Origin of the sequence: Microbacterium paludicola, assembly GCF_015235415.1 — a bacterium.
GTDB lineage: Bacteria > Actinomycetota > Actinomycetes > Actinomycetales > Microbacteriaceae > Microbacterium > Microbacterium paludicola.
Genome location: NZ_JADGLL010000029.1, coordinates 1 through 17,227, shown reverse-complemented (window position 1 = coordinate 17,227; position 17,227 = coordinate 1). Strand labels below are relative to the sequence as shown.

Sequence of the window (17,227 nt, the reverse complement as noted above, 5' to 3'; positions counted from 1 at the left end):
GGTAACGTCGCGTCTGCGCAACGAAGCGCGGCCGACCGGAAGGAACGCATCCCGTGGCACCCCTCACCTCGCCGCAGGCGACGCTCGCCGCCGACTACTCGCTCGAGATGACCGGCAAGGACATCCCCGGCCTCCACGAGGCGCAGGATGTGATCCCTCCCGGCACGCGCGTGAACGTCACGTTCCTCGGCAACGAGGATCTCGAGATGCGGGTCGCCGCCGCCAAGGCCGTCGTCGACGCGGGATTCATCCCGGTCCCCCACATCTCCGCCCGGCGGCTGTCGTCGCAGGCGCAGCTCGAGGAGTTCCTCGACCGCCTGCAGCAGGTCGGCGCGACCGAGCATGTCTTCGCGGTCGGCGGCGACCCCGCCACGCCCGAGGGCCCCTACGACAGCGCGTACGACGTGATACGCTCCGGCGTCCTCCAGTCGTACGGCGTGCGCGAGGTGTCGATCTCCGGCTATCCCGAGGGGCACCCCGACATCGCCACCGACGTGCTGTGGGAGCACCTCGAGAAGAAGACCACCTCCCTGCGCGATCAGGGGCTCGGCGCGGTGATCCTCACCCAGTTCGCGTTCGACACCGATCCGGTCACCACCTGGATCGGCGACGTCCGCAACCGCGGGATCGACGCGACCATCCGGATCGGCACCCCGGGCCCCGCGGGGATCAAGCGCCTGCTGAGCTTCGCGCGCCGCTTCGGCGTCGGCGCCAACGCGATGATCGTGAAGAAGTACGGCTTCTCGCTGACGAACCTGCTCGGCACCGCCGGCCCCGACACCTTCGTCACCGAACTCGGCGACCTGCTCGCCGCCGACCCGCGCGCGGGCGATGTGAAGCTCCACATGTACGCGTTCGGCGGCCTCCGCGCCACGGCCGAGTGGGCGCGCGACTATCAGCGGAGGGTGTCGTGAGCCTTCACAATCCCGCGCTCCGCGACCGCGCCTGCCTCATCGTGCACGGCCCCGACCAGCCGGGGATCGTCGCGGCGGTCGCGGCCCTCGTCACGCGCAACCGGGGAAACATCGTCTCGCTCGACCAGTACTCGTCCGACCCGGTCGAGGGCGACTTCTTCCAGCGGGTGGTGTTCCACCGGCCGGATCTCGTCGCCGCCACGGCCGAGATCGAGGCGGACCTCGCCCAGACCCTCGGGCCGTTCGGGCTCGAGTGGACGCTGACGGATCAGTCGGTCCCCAAGCGGATGGCGATCCTGGCGTCGAAGAGCGACCACTGCCTGCTCGACCTGCTGTGGCGCCACCGCCGCGGCGAGCTGCCGGTGACGGTGCCGATGGTGATCTCGAACCACACAAACACCGCCGAGGACGTCCGCACGTTCGGGGTGCCGTTCTTCCACGTGCCGTCGCAGCCCGGGCCCGACAAGAGCGAGTCGGAGGCGCAGATCCTGAAGCTGCTGGAGGGCAACGTCGACTTCGTTGTGCTCGCCCGGTACATGCAGGTGATCTCGGGCGACTTCCTCGAGCGGGTCGGGGTGCCGGTGATCAACATCCACCACTCGTTCCTCCCCGCCTTCATCGGCGCGGGCCCCTACCGCAAGGCGAAGGAGCGCGGCGTCAAGCTCATCGGCGCCACCGCGCACTACGTCACGGAGGACCTGGACGAGGGCCCGATCATCGAGCAGGACGTCGTCCGCGTCACCCACGTCGACACGGCGGAGGAGCTGCAGCGCCGCGGCGCCGACGTCGAGCGCGCGGTGCTCTCGCGCGCCGTCGCCTGGCACGCCGAGGACCGCGTCATCCGCCAGGGCAACCACACGATCGTGTTCTAGCACCACGGCCCGCTTTCGACTCCGCTCCGCTCAACGACCGGGGCGACACTCCACCCACCACAGACAGAGAGGTTCATACCGTGGGACACAAGAACCTGCAGGAAGTGCTCGACGCCAAGGGATCGGCCGTCGAGCTGCTGCGCAACTCCCAGATCGGCTCGTACATCTACCCCGTCGTGCCGGCCGACTTCCAGAACTGGATCAAGGAGCAGCGCGCCTGGCGCGAGACGGCCGTCCTGTACGACCAGTCGCACCACATGGACAACCTGTTCATGAAGGGATCCGACGCGATCAGGCTGATCAGCGACACGGCGATCAACTCGGTCGCCAACTTCCCGGTCGACAAGGCGAAGCAGTACGTGCCGACAAGCTCGACGGGCGGCGTCATCGGCGACGGCATCCTGTTCCGCGAGGCGGAGGACGAGTACGTGTACGTCGGCCGCGCCCCGGCGGCGAACTGGCTGCTGTTCCACGGTGAGACCGGAGGGTACGCGAACCTCGACATCGAGGTCGACCGCCGCTCGCCCTCGCGGCCGTACGGCGACGCCGTGTCGCGGAAGTACTACCGCTTCCAGATCCAGGGCCCCCGCGCGTGGGACGTCATCGAGAAGCTCAACGGCGGCCCGCTCGAGCAGCTGAAGTTCTTCAACATGTCGACCATGAAGATCGGCGGCAGGACCGTGCGCACGCTGCGTCACGGAATGGCCGGGGCGCCCGGTCTCGAGATCTGGGGCCCGTACGCCGATCACCACGAGATCCGCGACGCCATCGTCGAGGCGGGCGCCGAGTTCGGCCTCGTCCCGGTCGGATCCCGGGCCTACCCGTCGAACACGCTCGAATCCGGATGGATCCCGTCCCCGCTCCCCGCGATCTACTCGGGCGAGGCCGAGCGCGCGTATCGCGAGTGGCTGCCCGCCGACAGCTACGAGGCGACCGGCACGCTGGCCGGATCCTTCGTCTCGGACGACATCGCCGACTACGAGCTCACCCCGTGGGAGCTGGGATACGGGTCGTTCGTGAAGTTCGATCACGACTTCATCGGCCGCGACGCGCTCGAGAAGGTCGACCCGGCGACGCAGCGCAAGAAGGTCACCCTCGCGTGGAACGCCGAGGACCTGGGGAAGGTCTGGACCTCCCTGCTCGATGTGGACGGCCCGCAGTACAAGTTCTTCGACCTGCCGCTGGCGAACTACGGGTCGGCGAACTACGACAAGGTCGTCGACGCCGACGGCACCGTCGTGGGCTTCTCGATGTTCACCGGCTACAGCGCCAACGAGAAGCGCGGCCTGTCGCTCGGCACGGTCGACGCGGATGTGCCGGAGGGCACCGAGCTGAAGGTCGTGTGGGGCGAGCCCGACGGCGGGTCGAGCAAGGCCTCGGTCGAGCCGCACGAGCAGTTCGAGGTGCGCGTCGTCGTCAGCCCGGTGCCGTACTCGACCGTGGCGCGCCAGGAGTACCACGGCGGATGGCGCACCGGCTACACGGGCTGAGCGGGCGGATGTGACGCGAGGGGTCCGGGAAGTTGGTGTCCCGGGCCCCTCGTCCGATAGAAGTGGATCAGACCGAGGGGATGACCGGATGAGTGCACCGAGCGAACGGAGCGCGGCGGGATGAGTCTTCGCTACGCGCTCATGGCCCTGCTGCGCGTGGGCCCGCTGTCGGGCTACGACCTGCAGAAGCAGTTCCAGGTCTCTGTCGGGCACCTGTGGCACGCGCCCGACAGCCAGATCTACCCCGAGCTGCGCAAGATGGAGAGCGAGGGGCTCGTGGTCGGCGAGGACCAGCCCCGCGGCGAGCGCGGCACCCGCCGCGTCTACCACCTCACCGACGAGGGCGACCAGGCGTACGCGGCCTGGATGGAGGGGCCGCTGAGCTACGCGAGGGCGCGCGAACCCGCGAACCTGAAGGCCGCGTACCTCGAGTCGGCGTCTCCCGAGGCGGCCCGGGCGTTCCTCGCGGATCACATCCGGCACTGGCGCGGCGAGCTCGAGCAGTGGGAGGCCGAGCTCGAGCGCATCGACGCCCGCGCGAACCCGATGCTGCAGCGTCGTCTCGCGGCGACCCACCCGCGCGACCACGACCGCACGGTCGCCTTCAAGCGCTTCGGCTACGAGGGCCTGGTGGACCGCGCGCGTGCGGAGATCGCGTGGGCCGAGCGGGGCCTCGCCCTTGTCGACGACCTCTACGGCCCCGAGGACACGGTCGCCGGTCACGCGTAGCCGCCCGCGTCACATCATCCGGGCCGACCGCCCATCCCCGCGGTCAGACCACCTCCCTGAGGATGCGCCGCCGCGCGCTGGATGTGCGCTCGCGCCGGATCCGGTCGCGTCAGGTCGCGTACTCGAGGAGGTCGCCGCCGAGCGCGTGGAACGCCTGGTGCACGCGGTGCCGGTGAAGCAGCGAGAGGTCGTCGAACGCGACGATCAGCGCATACGCGAAGGCGCCCCGGCGTCCCGCGAGCACGCCCGCATCCGCGCGGACCCCGCGCTCGCGTCCGGTCTTCGCGAAGTGGACGAGGCCGTGGCCGTCGGGCTCGTGCGAGAACGGGTCGCCGCCCACAGCGGCGGCGACGAGCCCGGCGTCCGTGACGGGGCTGAGCCATCCGACGACGCGCTCGCTCACTGCCGGGCCGACCGCGGTGCCCGCGGCGAGGGACGCGAACAGCTCGGCGAACTCGCGCGCGGTGCCGAGCGCGATGTACGGGGCGTCATCGGGCCCCCGCTCGCAGCGGAAGCCGTCGAGCAGCGCCGACCTGGGCATCCCGAGGTCGACGATCCGGCGCGTCACGTTCTCGTGGCCGACCTGCGCGAGCAGCGCGTTCGTCGCCGCGGCGTCTCCCGCGGCCGCCGCGAGCACCGCGAGATCCACGATCGGCAGAGTCGGCACGGCCATCGAGCGCCACACGCCCGTGGGCGCGAGGGTCCCCGCCTCGCGTTCGGCGAGGGCGTGGGGATCGAGCGTGCCCGCGTCGATGCGCGCCGCGGTCTCGATCAGCAGCGGCACGACCCCGAGCCCGCCGATCGGCAGGGGCAGGTGGTCATCGCCGGCGAGCACGACGTCGCCGCGGTCGAGGTCGGTCACGTGGACGGCCACGCTGGCGCCGGCAAGCGACAGGCCCTCGAGGGCGCTCGTCGTCGCACGGAAGTCCCTCGTCTGCCTTCCGCGCCCACGGCGCGTTCCACGCCGCGTCGCCTGCGGCGCGTTCATCGCTTCGGCGCGCTCCGCGTGATCAGTGCGCCGCACTTCGGCGCCCTCCGCACGGCGCTCGCTCCGGGGATCTGATCCCACGTCGACCCTTCGATCCGCCCTCCGAGTCCCTCTCCCGTCGTCCATTGTGCGCCTTCACGGAGGCGCCGACGAACGAGCGAAGGCGTCGATCCGGTGAAGATTCGCCCTCAGCCCTCGATCAGCCCGCGGAAGTCGGTGGCGCTCAGCGCGCCGACGGACGACGGGTCGTCTCCCGCCAGCACGTCGCGGAACAGCCGCGACTTCTTCTCCTGCATCGCGACGACCTTCGACTCGATCGTGCCCTTCGAGATGAGGCGGTAGACGACGACCGGACGCGTCTGCCCGATCCGGTGCGCGCGGTCGGTCGCCTGCGCCTCGGCGGCGGGGTTCCACCAGGGGTCGAGCAGGATGCAGTAGTCGGCCTGGGTGAGGTTGAGGCCGAAGCCGCCGGCCTTGAGCGAGATGAAGAACACCGGCACGTCTCCCCCGGTGAACCGCTCGATCATCCGCTTCCGGGCGCTCATCGAGACGGATCCGTCGAGGTACGCGTACGGGATCCCTCGCGCGTCGGCGACCGCCGCCGCGCGGCCGAGGAACTGCGTGAACTGGCTGAACACCAGCACGCTGTGCCCGTCGCCGACGATCTCCTCGAGCAGCTCGCCGAGCTTCTCGAGCTTGGCGGAGGGGGCCGATCCGGCGCCGTCGACGAGATCCGGATCCAACGCGAGCAGCCGCAGCGTCGTCAGGGAGCGGAGGATCTCCATCCGGTTCGCCTCGACGTCGTCGAGGAGCCCCAGCACCTTCTGCCGCTCGCGCTGCAGGCGCGTCGCATACGCGCGCCGGTGCGCAGGATGCAGCTCGACCTCGAGCAGCTGCTCGGTCTTCTCGGGAAGGTCGGAGGCGACCTCCTCCTTCGTGCGGCGCAGCATGAACGGCCGCAGGCGGCGGCGCAGGCGATGCAGCCGCTCGCCGTTGCGCTCGCGCTCGATGGGCTTGCGGTACTGGTCGGTGAACGACCGCTCCCCGCCCAGCAGCCCGGGGGCCACGAGCGAGGCGAGCGCCCACAGCTCGAGCAGGTTGTTCTCGAGCGGGGTGCCGGTGATCGCGAACTTGCTCGGCACGTCCATCACGCGCGCGCAGCGGTGGGTCTGGGCGCGGTGGTTCTTGATCTGCTGCGCCTCGTCGAGCACGAGCACCGTGAATCCCATCGCCTGGTACTCGTCGAAGTCGAGGCGGAACAGCGCATAGCTGGTGACGACGAGGCGGGCGTCGCCGACTGCCTCCGCGAGCGCGGTTCCCCGCTTGCCGCTGGTCTCGTCCATGCCGACCGTCGGGAGCGCGGGGGCGAAGCGCGCGGCCTCCGACACCCAGTTCGACACGACGCTCGTCGGCGCGACGACGAGATAGCGGCCCGACGGATCCTCCTGCCGGGCACGCTCCAGAGCCGCCAGCACCTGCACGGTCTTGCCGAGGCCCATGTCGTCGGCGAGGATCCCGCCCAGGCGGTGCCGCCGCAGGAAGTCGAGCCACGCGAGGCCGGCCTTCTGGTAGTCGCGCAGCTGCGCCCGGAAGCCCGGGGGCACCTCGACCGGCTCCAGCCGATCGGCCTCGGTCAGACCCCGCAGGCGGTCGAGCCAGTCGTTCGCCTGCGCCTGGACGAGCCCGATCCCGACGAGCTCCTCCCACAGGTCGGTCTGCCACCGGCTGATCCGCAGCGGGCCGGTCGGGCGATCCTGCAGCGACCGCGCCTCCTCGAGCAGCTCGCGCAGTGGATCGAACTGGGTCGCGTTGAGCGTGAAGACCGTGCCGCTCGGCAGCACGACGTAGCGGTCGCGAGCGACGAGCGCGGTCAGCAGCATCCCGAGCGGCACCGCCTCGCCGCCGACGTCGACGCTCACCTCGAGGTCGAACCAGTCGTTCCCGTGCGGCGCGGTCGACACGTGGACGACGGGCGGATCGGCCGCGAACCGGTACTCGGGCTGCTCGTCGGTCTCGTCGACGCGCACCCCGTCGACGCCGCGCAGGGCCGGCAGCACGCCCGTGCGGAACTCGACCGTCTCGTCCTTCGTCAGCATCGCCGCGCCGAATCCGGTGCCCTGACGCGCACCGAGCAACTCGCGCCGCTCGCCCGCGGCGGCCTCGACGGCGTCGCCGATCGCGCGCTCCTCGGCGGGAAGCCGCAGGCCCGACGCATCCGGATACTCCCACCGCCAGGAGAGCGTCGCGCGCGCCTCCGCCTGCGCGAGGGTCAGGACGAGCGTCGGCCGCGCCGGGGCCGGGATGTCGTACGTGCCCGCCTCGGATCGCAGCGGGGCGACGCGGCGCAGCTTCGGCAGGTAGTCGCGCTCGAAGTCGGCGACCGCCTCGTCGGGGATGGTGAACGCCTCGCCCTGCATCAGCCGCGTGAACGCGTCGGCGAGCGGCTCGCGCAGCGGCACGAGCTCCCGCACGCCGTCGTCGTCCGCGATCGCGAGCGCCGCGACGGGGACGCCGACGGGCAGGATCCGGACGTCGTCCTCCGTCTGCAGGTCGATCACCGGGCGCACGTGGAGCGCGCCGTCGCGGCGATCGAGCGAGAGGTGATGGGCGGCCGGCTCCGCACGCAGCGCGACGGGCGACTGCGCCTTGGTGTCGGCGACGAGGTGGACGCCCGCGTCTCGGAGGTCGGCGAGCACTCCCCACAGCCCGCGGCTGGGGAGCTCGTCCAGCCGGATCCACTGCGGCGCCCGGTCGTACGAGCCCCACCGGCTGCGGTACACCGGCCGGGTCGAGCCGGGGAAGTGCTCGCGCGCCTCGTGCAGCGCCTCGAGCTCGCCGAGCGCACGACGCTGCTCGGCGGTGATCCCCTTGCCGTCGAGGTCCCGCCAGCCGATGCCGGTGCGGATCCACGTGCCCCGCGTTCCGCGCAGTCCCGGCCGGATCTGCACGCCGTCCCGATCGAGCCCGATCAGCAGGGCGACGTCGGTCGGCTCGGCGACGCCGGGGTCATCGAGCGCGCGCTCGAGCGCGCGTCGCCACGGCTCGACGAGCCCCGATGGCGGCCGCAGGCCCGTGGCGGACGTCGCCCCGTGGGCGATGAGGTGCAGGATGGCCGCCGCGTGCACGCAGCCGTCCTTGCCGCACTCGTCGCAGTCGACGCTCACGCCCTCGCGCTCGCTCAGGTCGACGTAGATCGTCCAGCGCCCCACGCGCCCCTCGTACGAGGTGGTGCCGCCGAGGTCGTATCGCTCGACGATGCGCGCGACCCCCTGCTCGGCGAGATGGGCGCCGTGCTGCACCATCCACGCCGGCAGGATCCGCGGAAGGTCCGCAGGGCTCAGCTCGAACGGCACCCCTCGAGCCTAGGCGCGGCATCGGACACGGGCGCCCCCGGGGGTGGTCATCTCGACTCGCTCCGCTCGCTCGATAAACGGGTGACGGAGACCACAACCGGTTGCTGAGCGAGCGAAGCGAGCCGAAGCGACGAACCTCGCGCGCGGATGACGGCAACTCTCCAGCATCCCTGCGGCAGAATCGTCTCCCGTGCCGTCGAATGTGCCCCCGCTCGCCAAGGTGATCCTCATCGGCGGAGCCAGCGGATGCGGCAAGTCGCGGCTCGCCGAGCAGTCGGGTCTGCCGCTGCTGCGCCTCGACGACTTCTACCGCTCGGGCGACGACCCGGCCCTCCCCCGGCTGAGCTCGGGACAGGTCGACTGGGACCACCCCGGATCGTGGCACCAGGACCGTGCCCTCGCCGCGCTGGACGAGCTCGCCCGCACGGGGCGCACCGAGGTGCCGATCTACGACATCGCCGCCAACGGCCCGGTCGGCGTGCGCACGCTGGAGCTCGGCGCGCACCGCCGCTTCGTCGCGGAGGGCGTGTTCGTCGCCGAGGTCGTCGAGCAGGCACGGCGCCGCGGCATCCTGGCGGACGCCGTGAGCGTGAACCGCTCGCGATGGATCACCATGGTGCTCCGCTTCGTGCGCGACGTGCGCGAGCACCGCAAGCCCGTGCCGTTCCTGATCCGCCGGGGGATGATGCTCGCCCGGCGCGAGCCCGGGATCGTTGCGCACCTGCGCTCCACGGGCTTCCGCCCGGTCTCGGTGCGCGGCATCCGCCGCCTGCTCAGCGTCTGAGGTTCACGACCCGGTGCGCTTCACTCGCTCGTTGAGCGAGGAGCGAAGCGACCAGTCGAAACGGCCCCACTGCCCGGCGGCCTCGCCTCACCAGATGGTGACGCGCTGGTCCTCCGGCAGCCACAGCGCATCCTGCTCCGTGACGTCGAACGCCTCGTAGAACGCGTCGATGTTGCGGACGATCTGGTTGCAGCGGAACTCGTTCGGCGAGTGCGGGTCGATCGTCAGCAGGCGGATGGTCTCGGCGTCGCGGCCCTTCTGCTGCCACACCTGCGCCCACGACAGCAGCAGGCGCTGCACGCCCGTGTAGCCGTCGATCACAGGCGCCTCGGCCCCATCGAGCGAGAGCTCATAGGCCTTCAGCGCGATGCCGAGCCCGCCGAGGTCGCCGATGTTCTCACCGATCGTGAGCGCGCCGTTGACCTTGTGCGAGTCGTCGAGACCGACCGGCGTGAGCGCGTCGTACTGCGCGATGAGTGCCTTCGTGCGCTCCTCGAACGCGGCGCGATCCGCCTCGGTCCACCAGTCGTTGAGGGCGCCCTGATCGTCGTAGCGCGACCCCTGGTCGTCGAAGCCGTGGCCGATCTCGTGCCCTATCACGGCACCGATGCCGCCGTAGTTCGCGGCGTCGTCGCGCTCCGGGTCGAAGAAGGGGTACTGCAGGATCGCGGCGGGGAACACGATCTCGTTCATGAGCGGGTTGTAGTAGGCGTTCACGGTCTGCGGCGTCATGAACCACTCGTCGCGGTCGATGGGCTTGCCGACCTTGCCGATCTGGCGGTCGTGCTCGAAGGCGCTCGCACGGTGCACGTTGCCGAGAAGGTCCGTGGCGTCGATCTCGAGCTCGGAGTAGTCCTTCCACTTCACGGGGTAGCCGATCTTGGGGACGAACGAGTCGAGCTTTTTCAGCGCGCGCTCGCGCGTCTCGGTGCCCATCCACTCGAGCTTCGTGATGCTCTGGCGGTACGCCTCGATGAGGTTCGCGACCAGCTCATCCATCGCCGCCTTCGCGGTCGGCGGGAAGTGACGGTCGACGTAGACCTTGCCGACGGCCTCGCCGAGGGCGCCCTCGGCGAGGGCGACGCCGCGCTTCCAGCGCTCGCGGATCTCGGGCACGCCCGTCAGCTCGGTGCCGTTGAACGCGAAGTTCTCCTGCACGAACGGCTCGGGGAGGTAGGGGGCGGCCGCGCGCACGATCTTGAACCGGAGCCACGCCTTCCAGTCCTCGATCCGCTCCTCGGTCAGCAGCGTGCCGAGGCCCTCGAGGAACGACGGCTGGTAGGCCACCACCTCGGCGAACGCCGCCGGGTTCCCCGGGGCGACGCCCTCGAGCCACGGGGTGAGGTCGAGGCCGATGAGCTTCTGCACCTCGTCCCACGACGTCAGGTTGTAGGTCGCGACCGCATCGCGGCTGCGCACGTTGTCCCAGTGGTGCGAGGCGATCTCCGTCTCGAGAGCGACGACGCGATCCGCCTGCCCTGCCGCATCCGGGATCCCGGCGAGGTCGAGCATCTTCTCGACGTGCTCGCGGAACGTCGCGCGCGTGCCGGCGAAGTTGTCGAGCCGGTAGTAGCTCTCATCCGGCAGGGAGATGCCCGACTGGACGAGGAAGGGGACGTACCGCGTGGGGTTTCCCGGGTCGGGCTCGACGAACACGCCGATGGGGTTCGCGACGCCCTGACGGTCGAGCGCGCCGACCGTCCCGAGGAACGTGGCGACGTCGGTCACGGCGTCGGCCTGCGCGAGCTGGCCCTCGAGCGGAGCGGTGCCGAGCTGCGCGATCCGCTCCTCGTCCATGAAGCTCGCGTACGCGTCGCCCACCTTGCGGGCATCGGTGCCGGGCTCGGCCTGCTGCGAGTCCTCGATGATCGCGTGCACGTGCTTCTCGGCCTGCTCGGCGAGCAGGTGGAACGACCCCCAGCGGGCCTTGTCGCCGGGGATCTCGGTGCGCTCGATCCACGCGCCGTTGACGTGACGGTAGAGGTCGTCCTGCGGCCGGATCTCGGAGCTCAGCTCCTCGATGGCGATGCCGGAGCGGAGGGCGGTCGTGGGCGCGGCGTCGGTCATGGCTCCACCCTAAGCACCGGGCGCCGACGCGCATGCGGCGACGGCGCCTCGTTCGCCGTGGGCGCACATCCATCCCGTACCTGCACACCCTCGAGGGGTTCTGCAACGGGCGCTCGGCGCGCGGAAGCCTCAGCCGCGGACGAGGAACACGTCGACCGGGTCCTCCGTCTCGAGGCGGAAGCCGTGCCGCTCGTAGAGCCGGCGGGCTGGGCTGCCCTGCAGCACGTTGAGCCGCACCGGTCCTTCGCACTCGCCGAGCACCGCGGCGAACACGGCCGACCCGATCCCGCGGCCCTGAAGGTCGGGGCGCAGGTAGAAGTGCTCGATCCACCATCCGTCGGCAGCGCCGCGGAGGGCGATCGACCCGACATCCCTGCCGCCCACGACGATGATGCGGGTCGCGGCGGGGGCGAACGCGGACAGGAACCGCTCGCGCACGCGCAGGGGGTCGAACCGATCGAGCCGCTCGAGGTCCGGGCGCATGACCTCGGCGCGCAGCTCGGCGATCCACCCGGCATCGGCGGGCGTGCTCGGGCGCAGCGTCCAGGTCATCCGTCAATCCAAGCGCAGGATGCGCGGTGCGCGTAGCGTGTCGAGGTGATCGAGACGACGACGCAGCGCGGGCAGGTGCTGGATGCCGTGAGCGCACGGCTGGCCGAGCAGGATCCGGGACACCCGCTGCGAGTCGGGATCGACGGCGTGTGCGGGGCCGGGAAGACGACCTTCGCGAACGAGCTCGCCGCGCAGCTCGCGAGCACCGGGCGCGCGGTCCTCCGGCTCGACTCGGACGGCTTCCACCATGTGCGTCACATCCGGTACCGACAGGGGCGGGAGTCTGCCCGCGGGTACTACGAGGACGCGTACGACTTCGACGCGCTGCGCCGCCTGACGCTCGAGCCCCTCGGGCCCGGCGGCAGCCGGCGCTACGCCTGGCACGTGCACGACCTGGCCACCGACGAGGTCGAGCCCCGCTTCGCCGAGGCCGAGCCCGACGCGATCGTCGTGTTCGACGCCACCTTCCTGCAGCGCGACGAACTGCGCGAGTGCTGGGACGAGGTGATCTTCCTCGACGCGCCCCGTGAGCGGGCCCTCGAGCGCGGTGCGCGTCGCGACGCCGCGTCGCTCGGAGGCCTCGACGCCGCTCGCCTCGTTTACGACGCGCGCTACATGGCTGCCTGCGATCTCTACCTCGCCGAGCAGGATCCGCGCACGCGCGCGAGCATCGTGATCGACAACGCCGATCCAGCACATCCGCTGCTCGCCCGCCGCTGACCGCGCCCAGTGCACATCCTGTCCGCGACCGGACACCCCGAAGCATGCGCCCTCGCGTGCAGGATGTCGCGCCGCCGGGCGGGATGTGACCTCGGGCCCGCCCGCGCGACCCACCCACCGCCGCGACGCCGGCACTCATCCGAGCGCGCCGACCTACCCGACCCGACGGCGTCGGAGGCCCGCACTAGCCTCGAGTCGTGACCCGGACGCGCACGCTCAACCGCGACATCCTGCGCCTGGCGGTGCCGGCGCTGGGGTCGCTCGTGGCCGAGCCGCTGTTCCTGATGGTCGACGCGGCGCTCGTCGGGCACCTGGGCATCGAGCCGCTGGCGGGGCTGGGGATCGCGTCGGCGGTGCTGAGCACGATCGTCGGGCTGATGGTCTTCCTCGCGTATGCGACCACGCCGGGCGTCGCGCGCCGGTTCGGCGCGGGCGACATCCGCGGAGCCGTGTCGGTCGGCATCGACGGGATGTGGCTCGCGCTGGGGCTCGGCGCCGTGCTCGCCGTCGCCGGGTACCTCGCGACCCCGGCCCTCGTCGCAGCGTTCGGACCGGCCCCCGAGGTCGCGGCCCAGGCGACGATCTACCTCGGCATCTCGATGTGGGGCCTCCCCGCGATGCTCATCGTCTTCGCGGCGACCGGGCTGCTGCGCGGGCTGCAGGACACGGTCGTGCCGCTGTGGATCGCGGGACTCGGCTTCCTCTCGAACGCCGTGCTCAACGCGCTGTTCATCTACGGCTTCGGATGGGGCATCGCCGGGTCGGCGGTGGGAACGGTCGTCGCCCAATGGGGGATGGTCGCCGCGTACGCCGTCGTGGTCGGCCGCCTCGCGCGGCGCCACGACGCCCGCTTGCGGCCCCAGCGCGACGGCATCCACGGCTCGGCCCTCGCCGGCGGCTGGCTGTTCGTGCGCACGGTGAGCCTGCGCCTCGCGCTGCTGCTGACCGTGGCCGTCGCGACCGGCCTCGGCACCCGCGAACTCGCCGGATGGCAGGTGGTCTTCACGATCGCCTCGACCGCCGCCTACGCGCTCGACGCGCTCGCGATCGCGGCGCAGGCGCTGATCGGAAAGCACCTCGGTGCGGGGGATCCGGATGCGGTGCGCTTCGTCCTGCGCCGCACCCTCGCGTGGGGCGGATGGTTCGGCGTCGCCATCGGCATCGTGATCGCCGCCCTCTCCGGTGTGCTCGGGCTGGCGTTCACCGGCGATCCCGCGCTGGCGGCGCTCATCCAGCCCGCCCTGATCCTGATGGCGATCGGCCAGCCGCTCGCGGGCATCGTCTACGTCCTCGACGGGGTGCTGATGGGCGCCGGCGACGCGCGCTTCCTCGCGATCGTGGGCGTGGCGAACCTCGTGCCGTTCCTGCCGGCGCTGTGGCTGATCGCATCGCTCGAGCCGACGGGCGCCGCCGGGCTCGCGTGGCTCACGGTCGGCTTCTTCGGCGTGCTGATGCTCGCGCGGGCCGTGGGTCTCGGGGCCCGCGTGCGCGGCAGCCGCTGGATGACCACGGGCGACCGCACCGCGGCGCGCCCGTCCTGATCGGGCCCGCGCGGCTCCTTCCCCTTGACTTCTGGCGCGGCGGAGGCCAGCGTGGAGAGGGCCGATCGTGGGAGCGCTCCCACGACGGCGAATCGACATCCGACACCGCCGTCGCCTCATCGTCGATGCGACGGCCCCGCCACAGGAGAAGCACATGCCCCACGCCTCGACGACGAGGCGAGCGGGAGCGGTCACCGCCGCTGCGCTCGTCCTCGCCTCCCTCGCCGGCGGCTCGCCGGCCTTCGCCGCGAACGACGTCCTCGATCCGAGCGCGACGCTCTGGACGAACCCCGACAGCACGAGCCTCGAGGCCGCCGAGAGCCTCACCGGGCAGGCGCGGGAGGACGCCGAGTACCTCGCCCAGTTCCCCACCGCGACGTGGTTCACGGCCGGAACCCCGATCACCGTCAAGCAGGACGTGAAGCAGGCGGTGGTGCGTGCGCACGCGGCCGATGAGGTTCCGGTGCTCGTCGCCTACAACGTCCCGTTCCGCGACTGCGCGCAGTACTCCTCCGGCGGCGCCACGACCCTCGCGGAGTACACCGCCTGGATCGACGGCTTCGCGAAGGGGATCGGCAACAAGGACGCGGTCGTCATCCTCGAGCCCGACGGGCTCGGCATCATCCCCCACTACACCTCCGTGGAGGGCACCCAGGAGTGGTGCCAGCCGGCCGAGGCGGATGCCGCGACGGCCGCGAGCGAGCGCTTCGCCATGCTGAACCACGCCGTCGACACCCTCGCCGCCCTGCCGAACACGGCGGTCTACCTCGACGGCACGCACAGCGGATGGCTGAACGTCGGCGACATCAGCGACCGGCTGATCAAGGCCGGCGTGGAGAAGGCCGACGGGTTCTTCCTGAACGCCTCGAACTACCACTTCACGGCGAACCTCACCGCGTACGGCCACTGGATCTCGTCCTGCATCACGCTCGTCACCGAGCTCGACGGGGCATTCGCCGACTGCGGCAGCCAGTACTGGAACGGCGGGCCGGCGAACAACTGGTCGGGGGTCGCGATGGACAACTACGGCGAGTGGAGCGCGGGCAACCCCGATCCGGCCCTCGACACGTCGGGCGTCGACTCGCGCTACGCCTCGCAGCTGGGCGACGTCGAGCCGACGACGCACTTCGTGCTCGACACGAGCCGCAACGGCCAGGGCCCGTGGGAGGTCGCGACCGACTACGAGGACTGGTGCAACCCGCTCGACCGCGGCCTGGGCCTGCATCCCACGACCGACACCGGCGACGAGCTGATCGACGCCTACCTGTGGATCAAGGTGCCCGGCGAGTCGGACGGCGAGTGCCTGCGCGGCACCGCCGGCCCCGAGGACCCGGCACGCGGCGTCGTCGCCCCGCGCGCCGGCGGCTGGTTCCCCGACATGGCGCGCGAGCTCATCGAGAACGCGGTGCCTGCCGTCGGCTGACCCCATCCGCTCCGCTCAACGGCCGGCAACCCCGGCCGTTGAGCGGACGGCGGGCGGATGCGCGAAGGCCGTCAGGCAAGCGAGCGCAGCTCGGCGATGTCGATCTTCTTCATGCGCATCATCGCCTGCACCTGCTCGGGCGTCTCCATGAGGGCATCCATCTCGGCGGGAACGATCTGCCAGCTGACGCCGAAACGGTCCTTGCACCAGCCGCACTGCTCCGACTCGGGCACGGCCGACAGGCGATCCCAGTAGTAGTCGATCTCCGCCTGGTCCCGGCAGGCGACGACGAACGAGATCGACTCGTTGAAGGTGAACAGGGGACCGCCGTCGAGGCAGCCGAACTTCACCCCGCCGAGGGTGAACTCCCCGTTGATGACCTTCCCCGACATCCCCTCGAAGTGGCTGTCGAGACTCTCATCCGGGTACTCGTCGACGCGGTCGATCCGGCTCTCGGGGAACACCTCGCAGTAGTACTCCATCGCTTCGCGGGCGTTGCCGTCGAACCAGAGGAACGGGCGGATGAGCGGTGCGCTGATCATGTCTGACCTCCTCGTCGCGCGTCACGTTACGCCCGGCGCGGGGGTGCGTCGATACCCCCGGCCAGCGGGAAAATCTGCCCCAGGGGTTCCCTCCGCAGGGTTTCACGCGCACGATGGGTCGGGGGACTCCATATGCATGCACCGATCGCCAAGCCCGTTCAGCATCCCGTGACGCCGCATCCGCGTCACGTCTTCGCTGTACGCGCGGGACGATCGACAGCGGTCCTGGCGCTTCTCGGCCTGTCCGTCGCCGCCACCGGAGCCGCCTTCCCCACCCCCGCGGAGCAGACCGCGGCGCCGGTCTCGATCGTCGCCGAGCCGGCCATGGCGGGCGGCTCCGACGAGGAGCAGACCGGTTTCGGCGCCCCGGATGTCGGTCTGCCGCGCTTCGTCGGCGAGGGCCTCCCCGAGGAGACCGCCGATCTCGCGGCCGAGGTGAAGGCGGCCGCCTCGCTCGTCGCGCCGAGCGCGTACGAGGCGACGACGCCCGAGGAGCTCGCCGAGGCGCGCCGCGAGGCCCGCCTCAAGCTCGTGCGCGCGGCGATCGCCGCGGGCATCCCGGTGGATCTCACGGGCTTCGCCGAGGACCTCGACCTCTCGCAGGTCGGGCAGCTCGCCTGGCCCGTCAGCGGCGGTGGATCGATCACGGATGTCTTCGGCGCGCGCGGCGGGCGTCACATGGGCCTCGACATCGCCGCGGCCTCCGGCACGCCGATCGGGGCGGCCGCGCCGGGAATCGTCATCCTGTCGAGCGAGGGCTACTTCGGCTACGGCGTCGCGGTGATGATCCTTCACGTCGACGGCATGGTCACGCTCTACGGGCACATGGTGCACGGCAGCCGCGTGGTCGATGCGGGCGACTGGGTCGAGACCGGCACGCCGATCGGCCTCGTGGGCAACACCGGCCGCAGCTTCGGCCCCCACCTTCACTTCGAGGTGCGCGTGGGAGGTGTCCCGGTCGACCCCCTGGGGTACCTCGGCGGCAGCTCGAAGCGCCCGGACATCAAGGGCTGGACGCCCAAGGACGTGCCGGCACCCGGCCAGCCGGCCGCGCTGCCCGAAGACCCCACGCCGAGCGGCACGCCCACGCCGAGCCCGTCCGGCACTCCCACCGGCACGCCGACGCCCAGCCCGACCGGCACTCCCAGCGGGACGCCGACGCCCAGCCCGACCGGCACGCCCACCGGAACACCGACCCCGACGCCGACTCCGAGCGGCACCCCGACGGGCACGCCCACGCCGAGCACCAGCC

14 protein-coding genes are annotated in these 17,227 nt (G+C 71.5%); 9 read left to right on the top strand and 5 right to left on the bottom strand.

Annotation, left to right across the window (positions count from 1 at the left end):
* The first annotated feature begins 107 nt into the window (after positions 1–107).
* From IR155_RS11320 to IR155_RS11305, 4 genes are all read left to right on the top strand, one after another.
* The gene (locus IR155_RS11320; protein WP_135114946.1) at positions 108–914 is read left to right on the top strand and encodes a methylenetetrahydrofolate reductase; all 807 of its coding nucleotides are present in this window, start codon (positions 108–110) and stop codon (positions 912–914) included.
* Entirely contained in the window at positions 911–1,786 is an 876-nt protein-coding gene (gene purU / locus IR155_RS11315) for a formyltetrahydrofolate deformylase (protein ID WP_135114929.1), read from the top strand. Before IR155_RS11320 ends, purU begins: the two co-directional genes overlap by 4 nt.
* An 80-nt stretch (positions 1,787–1,866) precedes the next feature.
* On the top strand, positions 1,867–3,276 hold the full coding sequence (ligM, locus tag IR155_RS11310) for a vanillate/3-O-methylgallate O-demethylase (RefSeq protein ID WP_135114928.1): 1,410 nt from the start codon (positions 1,867–1,869) through the stop codon (positions 3,274–3,276).
* A gap of 120 nt (positions 3,277–3,396) precedes the next feature.
* Positions 3,397–4,005: a PadR family transcriptional regulator gene (locus tag IR155_RS11305; RefSeq protein ID WP_135114927.1), complete on the top strand. Its 609-nt coding sequence runs from the start codon at positions 3,397–3,399 to the stop codon at positions 4,003–4,005.
* Positions 4,006–4,114: 109 nt separating this feature from the next.
* On the opposite strand, the gene IR155_RS11300 is transcribed toward IR155_RS11305, so the two are convergent.
* Complete coding sequence (locus IR155_RS11300; protein WP_233441187.1) at positions 4,115–5,029, bottom strand: serine hydrolase; 915 nt, start codon at positions 5,027–5,029, stop codon at positions 4,115–4,117.
* Between the two features lie 152 nt (positions 5,030–5,181).
* Positions 5,182–8,346: a DEAD/DEAH box helicase gene (locus IR155_RS16265; RefSeq protein WP_135114926.1), complete on the bottom strand. Its 3,165-nt coding sequence runs from the start codon at positions 8,344–8,346 to the stop codon at positions 5,182–5,184.
* A 190-nt stretch (positions 8,347–8,536) separates the two neighbouring features.
* On the opposite strand from IR155_RS16265, the gene IR155_RS11290 reads away from it, so the two are divergent.
* The gene (locus tag IR155_RS11290; RefSeq protein ID WP_135114925.1) at positions 8,537–9,130 is read left to right on the top strand and encodes a hypothetical protein; all 594 of its coding nucleotides are present in this window, start codon (positions 8,537–8,539) and stop codon (positions 9,128–9,130) included.
* Between the two features lie 87 nt (positions 9,131–9,217).
* Here the strand turns inward: IR155_RS11290 and IR155_RS11285 are convergent, their stop codons facing one another.
* Both IR155_RS11285 and IR155_RS11280 read right to left on the bottom strand, forming a co-directional pair.
* Positions 9,218–11,197, bottom strand: a complete 1,980-nt coding sequence (locus tag IR155_RS11285) for a M13 family metallopeptidase (RefSeq protein ID WP_135114924.1) — start codon at positions 11,195–11,197, stop codon at positions 9,218–9,220.
* Between the two features lie 129 nt (positions 11,198–11,326).
* Positions 11,327–11,749, bottom strand: a complete 423-nt coding sequence (locus tag IR155_RS11280; RefSeq protein WP_135114923.1) for a GNAT family N-acetyltransferase — start codon at positions 11,747–11,749, stop codon at positions 11,327–11,329.
* Positions 11,750–11,794: 45 nt separating this feature from the next.
* Between IR155_RS11280 and IR155_RS11275 the strand changes: the two genes are divergently transcribed.
* From IR155_RS11275 to IR155_RS11265, 3 genes are all read left to right on the top strand, one after another.
* Positions 11,795–12,469, top strand: coding sequence for a nucleoside/nucleotide kinase family protein (locus IR155_RS11275; protein ID WP_233441186.1), 675 nt, complete (start codon positions 11,795–11,797; stop codon positions 12,467–12,469).
* 197 nt (positions 12,470–12,666) lie between these two features.
* Entirely contained in the window at positions 12,667–14,010 is a 1,344-nt protein-coding gene (locus IR155_RS11270) for an MATE family efflux transporter (protein WP_135114922.1), read from the top strand.
* A gap of 154 nt (positions 14,011–14,164) precedes the next feature.
* Positions 14,165–15,433, top strand: coding sequence for a glycoside hydrolase family 6 protein (locus IR155_RS11265; RefSeq protein ID WP_135114921.1), 1,269 nt, complete (start codon positions 14,165–14,167; stop codon positions 15,431–15,433).
* A gap of 71 nt (positions 15,434–15,504) precedes the next feature.
* On the opposite strand, the gene IR155_RS11260 is transcribed toward IR155_RS11265, so the two are convergent.
* The gene (locus IR155_RS11260) at positions 15,505–15,975 is read right to left on the bottom strand and encodes a VOC family protein (RefSeq protein WP_167760769.1); all 471 of its coding nucleotides are present in this window, start codon (positions 15,973–15,975) and stop codon (positions 15,505–15,507) included.
* A gap of 132 nt (positions 15,976–16,107) precedes the next feature.
* On the opposite strand from IR155_RS11260, the gene IR155_RS11255 reads away from it, so the two are divergent.
* Positions 16,108–17,227 (top strand): murein hydrolase activator EnvC family protein (locus IR155_RS11255; RefSeq protein ID WP_135114920.1); only part of this gene is annotated, 1,120 nt, incomplete at its 3' end.

Coding starts and splice junctions, on each gene's coding strand:
- IR155_RS11320 (WP_135114946.1), top strand. CDS start 108: ATGACCGGCAAGGACATCCCCGGCCTCCACGAGGCGCAGGATGTGATC.
- IR155_RS11305 (WP_135114927.1), top strand. CDS start 3,397: ATGAGTCTTCGCTACGCGCTCATGGCCCTGCTGCGCGTGGGCCCGCTG.
- IR155_RS11285 (WP_135114924.1), bottom strand. CDS start 11,197: ATGACCGACGCCGCGCCCACGACCGCCCTCCGCTCCGGCATCGCCATC.
- IR155_RS11280 (WP_135114923.1), bottom strand. CDS start 11,749: ATGACCTGGACGCTGCGCCCGAGCACGCCCGCCGATGCCGGGTGGATC.
- IR155_RS11265 (WP_135114921.1), top strand. CDS start 14,165: ATGCCCCACGCCTCGACGACGAGGCGAGCGGGAGCGGTCACCGCCGCT.
- IR155_RS11260 (WP_167760769.1), bottom strand. CDS start 15,975: ATGATCAGCGCACCGCTCATCCGCCCGTTCCTCTGGTTCGACGGCAAC.